The following is a 12,310-nucleotide window of genomic DNA, read 5'->3' as shown; positions in this document are numbered from 1 at the left end:
CTCTTACTGTTGTACTGTTAGAGCGCCCTGAAGCTTGGTTTTTCCCTCCGGCAAGGGCGCGTAGGGGCCATTGTCCCGAAGAAAATCGCGCCAGAACCGGATCACGACCTCAAACAACTGGTCCATCGGCAAAAACTTCGCATCGGTCGGACTCACCTCAATCGCAAGGTAGGACCTCCCAAACGGTCCCTGACCGTAGCCGCCCATTCCATAGCCCTCGATCTTTTGCGTACCTTCCGCTGCCTTCCTGATGAAGTGCTTGCTGCCGTTCGACAGCGACTGCACAAGCCCGTACCAGACCGTCTGTGTATCGATCCACCGCAAAAAGTCATGTATATCCCTGACGCCAAGCCTAGTCTTCAGCGCGGCGTCAGACTTGACAAAATCGCCCCAGACCCAATCTGCCATGTGATGCGCCGTGATCGCGCAATTCATGGCGTGGCGAGCGGAATCTGGCTGCTGCATAAAATCATCGAAATCCTCTAGCAGCTTCTGGTAGAAGTCTCGTGAGTTGACGATATCGAACATGCCGCGCTGCTCCGACGAAGATTCTGAGCGTCATTATATCCGCTTTCTTTACTTAGCGGCAGTCGTGACGCCAGACGGGCAGAAGAGCCCGCGCCAAGCGGCGCAAAGCATAAGAAAAGGCGACGACCGTGGACATTGTTAAGGCGAGGGTCCAGACAGACAAGACGCTCTACATACACGACGACCTGTCACAGGGCGCCACGTACTTCAGCGATAACATTCAGGATAAGCTGAAAAACGGAAGCAGAGACGCGATTGCCTTCGACGGCATGGCCTGCGCTCTGATGGTTGCCTTTGCATTCGAGGCAAATCTCAACTTCATGGGAATTATTTGCTGAGGTTCGGTAAAATCAGTTCCAGACTAGTCGTCGCTTTTTCGCTTGCGTGCTTTGACGGTCTTGGCCTTGGACTTCTTTGCAGACGATCCGTGCGATCGTTTTGCTGCCGTGGCTCGCGGCTTGGGTGTTACTCGTGGCCCCTTTGGAGATGTTTTCCTCCCTTTGGCTGGGGCTTTGTTTTGGCCGGCGCTCCGGGGCTCGCTGGCAGTGCCGGCGAGGTGGCGCTCGTCGTCTCCGCGGTTTTGAGCGGCTCGGGAGGATACGCCCGCTCGGGAAACTCGTGCTCCGCGTAGTTGGTACAAGGACCTTTGTACCCAATGAGCGCGAAGACGATATGATACATCATCGCGGTAACATTATGGACCTGATCGACCAATTTTTGATGGTCGATCTGCGAGGGATCGACCCCGCTTTTTGTCGGATGGACGCCGCGATTGCGCAACGCAGTCCAATCCTTCACGAGCGCCGGCAGCGTGCCGCCGTTTGCGGCAAGCGCGTTCAAGCGATCGAAGGCACGAATGGTCGTCAGGCCATTCATCATTCCGCGGATGCGCGGCGCGAATTCGCTGTGGTCCGCGTTGCCCGAGACCTGAGCGTTGACGAATTGTTGCAGCGCTTCCAGTTTCGTTTTCAGCGCTGGATCGAGTTCTTTTGGCAGCAGACCAGCCAGTCCCTCCACGGCGACACCGAGACCGATCGCCCAGGCGTCAAGCGCGTTGGCGCTAGCCTCGCACGCGTTGTGCAGATGGTTTGAGCAAGCGTGCCAATAGGCACCGGCGTCAGGGAGCACGAACGCAAGGTATGCTTCGAAGAGCTGCCACGAATGGCTATTAAAGGCAGGGCCCCAGCGCGATATCGGCGGCGGCAGATAGGTGCGATGGGATGATGGGTAACGCGAGTAAAGTTGAAGGTGCCGGTTCGGGCCTTCGATAACACGGACGCTGACGGTTTTAGCAAGCAGGAAGCGAATACTCTCCTCGATCTTGACTTCGAGATGGTCGGGCAGCGGGTCCTTAGACTTCACCTGAATAGCGAAACAGGTCTCTGCCTTCTTGACCTCGAAATCGAAACCGCAGACTGCGAAGTTCACTTGATTGATCAAACAGGGGATGTCAACCTTATCGAAATAATGCAGGCGCATCCCTGAGGCGGCCTTGCTGCGTTCACCGCGCTCACAATGGCCGATCGAGGCATGGATGATCGGATTCGGGTGATCCGCATGCCAATTGCCGTGCGGCAAAATATTTCTCGCCGTCCAGACGGACCCGTCCAGTGTTTTGCCCGTAAGCGTGAAGTAGTCCGCTTCCTTGTAGAGTGTGCCCGACTTGACGCGAGCGACGCTGTTGAGGTCCTTCATGAAATCGTTGTTCTTGGTCTCAACCGAATAGAGCTGGAGGGTGAGTCCCTCGGCTTCCGTCTGCCGGATGTAACCCGTGCCGCAGTACTCGACGGGATCTGTCGCCGTGTTCTGAACCAGCACGAGCTCGATGAAATCGATCTGGAGCGCGCCGCCCTGAAAATCCTTGATGATCTTGTCCATGCAGGCGCCCCCCTCGGTCGGCCGTCACGTTCGCCGTTCTCCCTATGGTACGGCACATAATAGAAGTTCGCGAGGCAGTTGTGTCGGCCGATCGAGTCCGACTAGGCGCCCGTTTCTGGTCGTGCCGCTCGCGCGCGGGTCTGTTCTTCCGCCTCGCGCTTGGCGACTGCGTAACGCAGGACGGATCGTGCGTCGGTTCCACATCGTGCTGGCGAAGATGGCGCTCCGAGGTCGGTCTGGCTTGGTTGGACGCGTAGTTTCGGCCCTCGTTTACGACCTCGCGACGCAGGATGATGAAGCGGTCTACCTTGGCCTCAACCCGAGGGACTCGAAACAGGGTCGCCATGGATGTCCGCACGGTCCCATGGGCCGATATGTGGGCTCGCAAAAGTAGCGTGGAATCCAAATAAGCGTATCGCGTGCGTCTGGCCACCAAACAGACTACCCTCGGGCTTGGGTCGATTCGCTTCTGCTTGGGGCGGATATCATGGGGGCATCATCATGAGAACAGCTTGGCGGATATTCGAGCGTTTTGCGCACTGGGTTGGCCTGTTGATAGCCATCGTGGCCATTGTAGCGGTTGGGGTGATCATTGGTCGACCCGCAGAGAAGAGCGGCTATCAGCCAAACTTTACAAACGTGGAGCAACAGCAAAAGCGCCTTGTGGTCTTCTTCGATGGCACCTGGAACAGCGTCGATAGCAACACGAACGTATGGCGCATGCGGGCGCTGTGCGCAGCGAAGAGCAAGGATGGAAAATCCCAGCTCGTTTACTATTCCGTTGGTGTCAACGGGTTCCTAGGCGGAGTATTCGGCCAAGGGCTCGATGATAACATTCGACTCGCTTACGAATGGCTTATTGAAAACTACAACGACGGGGATGAAATCTTCATCTTCGGATTTAGCCGAGGAGCCTTCACGGCTAGAAGCTTTGCGGGATTGATCGCCATTGATGGCATTCTGAAAGCTGGAGCGCCGATTGGCGTGGCTGAGCTGTTTGAGCGCTATAAGAAGGGAAACGAAGAGAGCATCTGGGATTTAAGAGACAAGGAAGCGGCTGGGGAAGTAAGCACGATGACGGAGCAGGAGAGATGGCTGCTCAAATACTCATTGCCGACAAAAATAAAGGTCGTCGGAGTTTGGGACACGGTAGGGTCGGTGGGATTGGCTGCTGGGAATATTCCCGGCATTAGCCGTTCTTCGTTTGATTATCTGCAAACCGGACTTCGCATCCACATTCTGAACGGTTATCATGCTCTTGCTATTGACGAGCACCGCAAAGACTTTGCTCCCACGCTCTGGGATGTTCATCATAAAGACCCGAAGAATCTTTCGCAGGTCCGCCCGCTCTCAGGTGTGGAGCAGCGGTGGTTCGTGGGCGCTCACGCAAACGTTGGTGGAGGCTACGAGACCGATCTACTTGCGCAAGCACCCCTGCGCTGGATGATGAAGAAGGCCGAATCCCAGGGGCTTTCGTTCCGTTCCGAAGTGGACCTTGATGGCGATGACATGACAGGAAAAATTTCCGATTCATATAAGTCGTTTGGATCGGGAGTGTACGCTTGGATTTTTCCGCCGCTTTATCGCACCATTGGCGAACAGCCCGACATTCGAGACGACGGAAGTCACGTTAATGTAAACGAGACGATAGATGCCAACGTGTTCAAGCGGTGGCGCGCCGACTCCACGTATCGTCCGGCCAATCTTGTCGAGTGGGCGCAGCGCAAGAAAGTTGATCCGGCTCAGTTTCAGACTTCCGTGCGGGCAGACGATCCTCGCGTTGGCGTATCGGACCCATAGAGGGTCGTAAAACCTGCGATCAACGCTGGTCCAACCGGCACGATGCTTTCGCCTAAGACGGACTTGATCGTTCCACCCAGAGGCGCTGTTTGGCTTACGACAATGTCGTCGCGTATCGCGAAAAGTCCTGCCAGATCGTTCGGAAGAAAATCCAGACCTTTCATGTCCATGATGGCATAGCCCCGCAGGTCATCAGGCTGCTTCCGAAAGTGCAGATTTCTTGCAAAGCCGGACAAGCCAGCGGCAAAAGGCCCGTGCAATTTCGGGATTGTCGGTCCTGTCCACCGCATAGGCGCCATACCGCCGCGAAACACTTCCAGCGCGCAACGTCCGACTATGTCTTCCCGTCACCGAAGACCGGCGGCCAGATGTCGGGCTTCACCAAGATGGTCAACCGTCTGATCAAGGAAGCGGCTGTCGCCAAGTTCACCATGCATGACTTAAGGCGGAGCTTGCGCACCATCATGTCACGCTGTGGCTACGACAATGAAATCCAGCGGCTGTGTGTTGGGCAAAAGCCGGGCGGAATTGATCAGGTCTACAATCACGACGAACAGTGGATCATCCGCAAGATGGCGTTCGAAGCGGCCCACCACTACATTGCGGAATTGGTCGGCGCGAAACGGGTCGGCAAAATCGTGCGCCTTCAGCGGACGAATCCGCTTGACCCGATCAAGGCCGAGCTCCTCGGCCGTCTCCGTGAGCATTATGCGGCTGAGGCGCCCTAGTGGTCCTATCGCACTTGGCCAGATAGTCGCGCACCGCATCGACACGATAGAGGGGCCGGCCATCGACGTAGCGCCATTTCAGCGGGTGGTTTGGATCGCGCCGCCACTGTTCCAGCGCTCCGGGCGTGCGCCGGATGACTGCGGCCGTCTCTAATGCCGTCAAATTTGAGCTGCTCGGCAGTGTATCGATATCAAATGTCGCCGGTGGCGGCATGCCACGGTTCTTGCGACGCCGCTTTGTGGCAGGCGGCATTTCACCACTATTTGGCGACCCTATTGCCTCGGTCGGAGGCTTTTTGTCTTTGCCGTTCATGCCTCAGCCCAAACCCTGATCGGTTTGAGGCAATAAGATCGCAGACCTCAGCAGCAATACAGAAATCGAGCGAGCAGGTATGGCTGCTGGGCAGCTGTGGCGTACAAATAGGACGAACCGTGCCTGTTTTCGTAGGGCTTTCCGGTTGTCAAAATCCTTGCGCAAGCCGGGGGGCGCCGGGATAGTAGGTTAAAACTAGCGCCCAGCCTTTGGAGCCACGATGAATTTGGATGAAGAAGCCGCGCGGTTCATGCAGCTCCTCGACGAAAAACGCGAGGAGCAAGCGTACCAAGCTTACCTTGAGCAGCACACGCGCTTCATCCCGCGGGAGTTCGTACAGAACCACGGTATCGGGCTTAGCCTAGTTCTTCGCAAGCTCTCTTTCGGCGCCGACTACAAAACCGATTTCTTCTATTTCTCGAAGAGCACGGATGACTGGAACGCCGTCTTTATCGAGCTGGAAAAGCCGTGGTCGAGCTTTTTCAAGGGCAACACGAACGAGTATCACGGCGATTTTTCGCGCGCGTTGCAGCAGATTAATCAGTGGAAGGCGTGGTTTCTCTCGGACCAGAACAAGGCGGGCTTTTGGGCGTCCGTCAGCGCCGTCCAGGTGCCGCGGCATATGGCCAGCAATCCGACTTATTACAAGTACGTGCTCGTCTTTGGGCGACGCGCGGAATACGAAGGTAACGCGGATCGCCGGCGGCTTGTGAGAGCCGCTGAAACGGATGATTTCAAGATCATGACGTTCGACAGCCTTGCTGAGGGCCTTAGCCAGAAAAGCGAGCTCGCGGTCGGCAGTCGGCACAATCAGTTCATCGATATCCTCTCAGACGAGGTCATTGATGCTGGGATGTACGCGTGGATGGAGCCGACACAGCTTCGGGTAAGCAAGGCGCTCCGCGAGAAGCTCAGCCAGGGAGGCTCCAATCACTTTCTCTTCCAAGATGGGCAGCGGCATGAGGTTCTGAGCTACGTCGCTCCGCTAGTCAGGGTGCGAGCTGCGTGATTGGGGGCGAAGCCCGCTTGGCGGGGTGCCTTGCATTGTGAAGCACCGCGCTTCAAGTTGATCTGCTTAGATTCTGTGCGACGATGCCGGAAGCCCAACGTATCGTGAGAAGCAATAGCTAGCCCGGCTTATTGGCCGGAGGTGTGACGAATGCGGAAGGCAAAACTCTTGAAAACTCCTCGCAAGTCGGACGTGGAAGCCACGATCGATGCTTGCCTCGCAAATGCATCGCGCTTGATGGACGACGCGCTGATGCTCGAATTCCAAGAACGGGGCGGCGGCCGCCTTGCTATCTGCATGCTGGCGCAGGAGGAGTACGCAAAGGCTTTCCTTCTTTACATAGTGCGTGAAGAGCTTCTGCCGTGGGATACGGACCTGTTGCGCATCATGAGAAGCCATGCTTGCAAACATTTGCTTGCGATCGTCATGGAGTACGTCAGTCCGGACTGGGAGACCATCGAGGAACTCCAAGCCAAGCTTAGGGCAGAATACGATCTCGGGGACCGTTTCCCGTCGCGCATCAGCAGCGCTCTCAATATTCTCTATTTCGAGATGATCCGACGCGGCAATTTCTTCGATGATAACGAGTATGAGCCGGACGTGCTTGCGGTCGCTATCGGCGAGAGGGACAGAGCAAAACAGGACGCGATCTACATTGACGTCGACAAAAGCTGCCGGGTTAAGAATTCGCCGAGCGATATCACGCGGGAAAGCGCCGCCATCGAGTACGAGCGTGCATCACGATATGGCTCGATTGTCGCTGGATTGCTCAAGCCCGATGCTCACGAGGGGTTGGAGCTTCGGAAGGTCAAGGACGCTATGAAGGTCGTCTTCTGGCAAGAGTATAAGCCGATCGCGTCCTCCGGCTGAAGCGTGATGCACAAAGAAGAAACCGGCGGAAGCTATCTACTGACCTACGTGGCCTCATTTCAGCAGCTTGCGGGTTTGTCGATCAGATGAGGAATATAAGCACGAGCCAAACATAACGTCAGTTGTTCTCCGCGAATACTAAGCCGGTCGATCCACTCCGTCGGCATCGCGTTGAAATCGGTCGGATACGAATGAGCCTCCTCCCGGCGTACCAAGTCGGAAGGTGGGTCCGGTAAGGTTTTATCGAGTTGGCCGAGGTAGGGAAAAATGAAGTGCTTGATCTGCCCGGAGCGTTGCGCCTCATGCAGTCGGCGGATCGAGGCATTCTGCGCGCGATCGAAAAGCGCGCCGAAGACACTCGACATCCGCGCGAGCATGAACTGGCTCGGAGGCTCCTGCCGCAGGCCGTATCCCGCCGAGCAGCAGATGATCGTATCTACCGGCGTCACGTTCAAGCTGACGTCCGGCGAGCGGTCTGGCCAGAGGCAGCCGAGACCGAGATTATCGTAGATCCCGCCGTCCGTCAGGACCACGCGCTCGGCGCGTAGTGCGCCTAGCAGTCCCATAATCTCCAACATGATCTGCTTCCGGATGGACAAGGAATTGCAAACGATCGCGAAGGAGAGCCGCTGCATCTACACCAGGTACGCCGACGACATCACGTTCTCCAGCTACCAGCCGTTGACCTTGCTGTTCGAAGGACCTCCGCCGCCGGCCGGGAACTTCTCGCCCGATCTCCTCGAGGATGGGCTTCGCGGAGTATTCCGGTCCAACGGCTTCGCGATCAATCCGCAGAAGGTCCACTACGCCGACAAGCATTCGCGCCGAACGGTAACTGGCCTCAAGATCAACGAGCTCGTCAACGTCGACCGAAAATTCGTGCGAAACATCCGCGCAGCGTTATTCGTGACCGAAACGCAGGGCGTTGTGGTCGCTCAGAAGATTCTCAAGGACAAGTATGGTCGCGAAGCAGCCCTCGCATCGCATCTTCGCGGACGGGTATCCTGGGTAGGGCACATTAAAGGACCTTCGGATCCGATCTTTCGTGGTCTGGCCTCGCGCTACAACAAGCTCTTCCCCTCCGAGAAACTCGAAATTCTGCCCACGATTTTCGAGATCAGGGAACGGGCGGTGTGGGTGGTCGAGCATTGGGGCGATGCCACGACGGAAGGCAGTACGCAGGGCACGGCTTTCTTCTTGGAACCGGTAGGTCTCGTTACGGCATGGCACTGCGTGGAGGGAGCGACCGAGATCGCGGTCTATCACCCCAGCAAGCCTTCGAATAAATTCAAGGTGACAGTCGCCAAGAATGACACGCATCGCGACCTGGCCGTTCTCGCGCACGAAATACCCGCCACCGAGTACTACGAGTTCGATGTATCGAAGCGTACGTTCAAGGCTGGCGATAACACGACGGCGCTCGGATTTCCGAGCTTCGGGCCGGGCGACAAGATCAACGTCCGATCCGGATCGATAACGTCGCTGCCCACGAAGAGCGCCGTCCCGTTGATCGAAGTGACTCAAAAGCTCTCGCAAGGCATGTCTGGCGGGCCGCTGCTCGACGACGACGGCGCGGTCGCCGGAATAAATCATAAGGGCGGACCGAGCGAGGCCAGGGATTTCGCCGTGCACATCAAAGCGATGACCGATTGGCTGAGTGGGTCGTAGGCTATGCATCTGCCGTGCATCGCGGATCCGGTGGGGTCGATTTTCACGATGAAGTCCTGCGTCAAGGTTAGAAAATTCGCCTTATCTGTGCGCGCCAAAGCCAAGCCTTGGCTGATTTTCTCGTTCACGACAGGATAAGCTTATGCAGACGGCGCCCGGTCTAGCGGTGCCGACGGGGGATTCTAGCCGAATGAGCTCCCGCACCTGCAGTTTTCTGTCAGATGCCGAGGGCGAGGCGGTGATCGAGCTGCGCCACGCCATTCATCGGCCGGAAGGGGAGACAAAGGGGGGCATCGCCGTCACGTGAGCAAGGCGCTGCGCCGGGCTTGCCGCTTTCGGTTTGGAGCGCGGTGTTCTCAGCCGATTGCCGCATTTGACAGAATTGCGACGCGCGGGTCGCAGGACTGAGGAGGTTGCTTAGAATCAGTTCTGGACGGAACGTACCACGGACAAGCTGCCTGCGAGGTGGATAACGCGTTAGGCGTGTTGAATGTGAGGCCGAATCCGTACCACTTGCGTGCGCGAAAGCAGTTGCAAAACGATCATTTTGCGTTTCCGCATTGAGTGGCGACGACGGACGACTATGTGCTTGGGGAGCATAATGGCGAATACTGAAATTACGTTCGAAATCGATGACAGCAAAACCGTTGATGAAAATATGTCGGCGCTCTCGACCGCGCTCAGGCGGATCGATGATCCGCTGGCAGACGTCCTGTCGGGGGCACTGTCAAACCTCAGCCTGGAAGTGGCTCTCGATCACGATGCGCTCCTGGAGACGTTGTATATCGCAACGACGCCTGTCGAACCCCAGCTGACCTCCTCTGAGGAAAGCCATGCACGATGAGCGGCTGGTATCTTCAAAAGGTCTCCATCGAAGGCTTTCGTGGCATCAACAACGAGGGTGCCCCTCTCGTCATCAAACTCAAGACGGATTGCGTCAATTCCATCTCCGCGCCCAACGGGGTAGGAAAAACATCGATCTTCGATGCGGTGGTCTACGCGATCACCGGCCGAATTCCCAAGCTCGATGATCTGCCCGCGGCCGAAAAGGGCTCGTCTTATTATCTGAACCGCTTCCATGCTGGTGGTGTGGGAACGATCACCCTGACCCTTGTGCCTGCCGGCGGCGGCGCCGAGGTCGATGTGACCGTCCGGCGCGATGCCGCCGGCGGGCGAACCGTTGCGGCTAGCGCAGGTGCAGACGGAAATGCGATCCTGGCGGACCTCAATCGCGAGTTTGTCCTTCTCGATGGAAAGACATTTCAGGACTTTATCGATCTTGCGCCCCAGAAGCGCGGCCGGTCCTTCGCGGGGCTGCTGGGGCTGAAGCGTTACTCGTCGCTGCGACAAGGGTTGGCCTCGCTGACAAACACGAGGGCATTCAATAATCACTTCGGCGTCGCCGGCAAGGAAGCCAAGCAAAATAGTGCGGCCGTATCCGTCCAGCGAGCCCGAGGCAATATCAAGGAGGCCTTCACGGCGCTCGTCGGCGACGAGTACGATCCAGCCGAAGCCGAGGCGACGATGCTCGCGAAGGCGCATTCCGCCCTCAGTGGCATCGAACTGCTCAAGCCCCTCTGCGAGGGGCGGAGGTTCGAGGAGATCAATCCTTCAAGTTGCGTCGATGCAGCGAAAGCTGCCGAGGGAGGTGAGGCAAGGACAGAACTCGCGAAAATCCTGCGCGACGAAGCGAGGTGGTCAGAGGCCGTGAAAGCCGCGCCAACCGAACAGCATGCCAAGCGCCTCTTGGAACTGGCCGATGCTCGCGACACGGCCTTAAAACTTACGCAAGGAGATCTGTTTCGCCAGCTCTACGGCCTCAGCGAAACGATCCTTGAGGATAACAGTTGGGTGGAGAAGTGCCTCTGCCCGACATGTGATCAATCCGGTCCCGGTTCAATTCTCGACCACGTTCGCGACAAGATCGCGGCGTTTGAGGCCGTGGAAACTGCTTCTGCCAATCTGGCTCGCGAGTGGACCGAACAAGGCTGGAATCAGCTTGACGAGCTGGAGCGGTTGGGCCGCCAGGAAGATGAGCAGGCCCAGCTCGCCGAGACAAAGGACGTCGGGCTGAAGGGGGCGCTGGACGGGGCGCGCGCACGCGCGCTTGCCGAATGGCTGAAGACGCTTACCGATCGCGCGGTCGCGAATGTCAAAGATCTGACCGAGAGGAAGCTTGCCCTGGAGAGGAGCCTTCCCGACAAGCTCACCGCCGTGGTGGAGAAGGCTGAAGCCGCACGTCGTTTCCAAAGCAATTTGTCGGACCTGCGCGCCGCGCTGAGGGAGCAATCCGCCACCGCTGCGGAGCTTGCGCGAATTGCCCGAGTCAAGACCTTCCTTGACATGGCCAGTTCTTGCTTCGCAAGCGCCGAGTCCGCGGCAAGCGCGCGTCGGCTCGCCGCGATCGAACCGGTCAGCCGGAATATCTTCGCAGCGATCATGTACACCGATGTCGTGCCGGCTCTGAGGAAGCGCGCCGGCAGCGAGGATCTTTCCATCTCGCTTGCTCAGTTCTGGACGCTGCCGGACATCTCAGCCCAAGCCGTTCTCTCCGAAAGCTATCGCAACGCCTTCGCGATCAGCGTCTACCTGGCCGCCGCCTCGCTCTATGGCGGGGCCGCCAAGTTTCTGATTCTCGATGACGTCACATCGAGCTTTGATTCCGGGCATCAGTTCCATCTGATGAACGTGATCAAAGGACAATTCGCCCGGCCCGGCGTCCCCAATGGCCCACAGGTCATGCTTCTCAGCCACGACACTGTCCTCGAGAAGTTGTTCAACACAAATGCGAACGAGGGCGGCTGGTGGCATCAGTGCGTTCAGGGCACGGCACGAACATCGGTCCTGCCACAGTCGGGCGCAATCCATAAGATCCGCGATGCGACTCACGCCTTTCTGGATACCGGAAACACCGACGATGCCGCTCCCCGTATCAGACAGTACCTCGAGTTCAAGCTCGAGGAGGTCATCTCCAAAGTCGGCATCCCGGTGCCTATCAGCATTGCCTTCAACGACGACAAGCACATGGCGAAAAACCTGATAGACGCCATCAGGGCAGCCGTCGATCTCCACGATGCGGCTGGCCGCCTGGTGCTGGAGCCTGCCCAACTCGCCGGCCTTAACACCTCAGTAGCAACCATTGTGAGCAATTACCTCTCGCATTGGTCGACCGGACAGACCCATGCCTTCACGGCACCGTCCCTGAAAGGGGTCATGCAGGCGATCGAGAATTTCGCGGGTTGCTTTCAGTTCGAGCATCCGGCAGGCTCGAGCCAATACCGCTACTACCGGTCTCTTAGCCAAAGGATGTGAGAATGGTAGGGTGGCTCGAGCCGGCCGTAAAATCATCGTGGCGCGACTTGGTATGACATCGGCCGTCGAGGAAAGTTAGCGTGTCCTCGCCGCCAACACTTACTACCTTCGACGGGGCTCAGGTCTGCCCTGGCGCTTAGAATTTAATCGCGCCCTGAGCACAATTTCCAAGTGCGCGTCTCGCAAGTCCCATTCGTTGCAACC

At 57.6% G+C, this 12,310-nt stretch carries 11 protein-coding genes and 1 pseudogene; 9 read left to right on the top strand and 3 right to left on the bottom strand.

Annotated elements, in window-relative coordinates; genetic code table 11:
* Nucleotides 1–3 precede the first annotated feature (3 nt).
* Nucleotides 4–528: a hypothetical protein gene (locus ABIC09_RS35960; RefSeq protein ID WP_354112219.1), complete on the bottom strand. Its 525-nt coding sequence runs from the start codon at nt 526–528 to the stop codon at nt 4–6.
* Nucleotides 529–656: 128 nt separating this feature from the next.
* Here ABIC09_RS35960 and ABIC09_RS35955 point away from each other — a divergent pair, with 128 nt between their 5' ends.
* Nucleotides 657–866 carry a hypothetical protein gene (locus tag ABIC09_RS35955; RefSeq protein WP_354112218.1) on the top strand — a complete coding sequence of 70 codons (210 nt, stop codon included), beginning with the start codon at nt 657–659 and terminating at the stop codon, nt 864–866.
* A gap of 127 nt (nt 867–993) precedes the next feature.
* Here the strand turns inward: ABIC09_RS35955 and ABIC09_RS35950 are convergent, their stop codons facing one another.
* A complete protein-coding gene (locus tag ABIC09_RS35950) occupies nt 994–2,406 on the bottom strand; it encodes a hypothetical protein (RefSeq protein ID WP_354112217.1) in 1,413 nt (470 codons plus the stop codon).
* Nucleotides 2,407–2,907: 501 nt separating this feature from the next.
* Between ABIC09_RS35950 and ABIC09_RS35945 the strand changes: the two genes are divergently transcribed.
* The 5 genes and pseudogenes from ABIC09_RS35945 (at nt 2,908) to ABIC09_RS35925 (ending at nt 7,126) form a co-directional block, all read left to right on the top strand.
* Nucleotides 2,908–4,206, top strand: coding sequence for a T6SS phospholipase effector Tle1-like catalytic domain-containing protein (locus ABIC09_RS35945; protein ID WP_354112216.1), 1,299 nt, complete (start codon nt 2,908–2,910; stop codon nt 4,204–4,206).
* Nucleotides 4,207–4,508: 302 nt separating this feature from the next.
* Nucleotides 4,509–4,934 (top strand): annotated as a pseudogene (locus ABIC09_RS35940) (site-specific integrase); the annotation flags it as partial.
* 134 nt (nt 4,935–5,068) lie between these two features.
* A complete protein-coding gene (locus ABIC09_RS35935) occupies nt 5,069–5,266 on the top strand; it encodes a hypothetical protein (protein ID WP_354112215.1) in 198 nt (65 codons plus the stop codon).
* A 201-nt stretch (nt 5,267–5,467) separates the two neighbouring features.
* On the top strand, nt 5,468–6,256 hold the full coding sequence (locus ABIC09_RS35930; RefSeq protein ID WP_354112214.1) for a Shedu immune nuclease family protein: 789 nt from the start codon (nt 5,468–5,470) through the stop codon (nt 6,254–6,256).
* 150 nt (nt 6,257–6,406) lie between these two features.
* Nucleotides 6,407–7,126 (top strand): AbiV family abortive infection protein, encoded by a 720-nt coding sequence (locus ABIC09_RS35925; RefSeq protein WP_354112213.1) that lies wholly within the window; start codon nt 6,407–6,409, stop codon nt 7,124–7,126.
* A 59-nt stretch (nt 7,127–7,185) separates the two neighbouring features.
* Here ABIC09_RS35925 and ABIC09_RS35920 read toward each other — a convergent pair whose 3' ends face one another.
* Nucleotides 7,186–7,704 carry a hypothetical protein gene (locus ABIC09_RS35920; RefSeq protein ID WP_354112212.1) on the bottom strand — a complete coding sequence of 173 codons (519 nt, stop codon included), beginning with the start codon at nt 7,702–7,704 and terminating at the stop codon, nt 7,186–7,188.
* Nucleotides 7,705–7,717: 13 nt separating this feature from the next.
* Between ABIC09_RS35920 and ABIC09_RS35915 the strand changes: the two genes are divergently transcribed.
* From ABIC09_RS35915 to ABIC09_RS35905, 3 genes are all read left to right on the top strand, one after another.
* Nucleotides 7,718–8,794, top strand: coding sequence for a trypsin-like peptidase domain-containing protein (locus ABIC09_RS35915; protein ID WP_354112211.1), 1,077 nt, complete (start codon nt 7,718–7,720; stop codon nt 8,792–8,794).
* Between the two features lie 601 nt (nt 8,795–9,395).
* Complete coding sequence (locus ABIC09_RS35910) at nt 9,396–9,638, top strand: hypothetical protein (RefSeq protein WP_354112210.1); 243 nt, start codon at nt 9,396–9,398, stop codon at nt 9,636–9,638.
* Nucleotides 9,635–12,106, top strand: coding sequence for an AAA family ATPase (locus ABIC09_RS35905; RefSeq protein WP_354112209.1), 2,472 nt, complete (start codon nt 9,635–9,637; stop codon nt 12,104–12,106). Before ABIC09_RS35910 ends, ABIC09_RS35905 begins: the two co-directional genes overlap by 4 nt.
* The last annotated feature ends 204 nt before the right edge of the window (nt 12,107–12,310 follow it).

The organism is Bradyrhizobium sp. S3.12.5 (genome assembly GCF_040548225.1).
GTDB lineage: Bacteria > Pseudomonadota > Alphaproteobacteria > Rhizobiales > Xanthobacteraceae > Bradyrhizobium > Bradyrhizobium cytisi.
The sequence above is the reverse complement of the archived record's forward strand: the minus strand, read 5'-3'. Positions and strand labels throughout refer to the sequence as shown.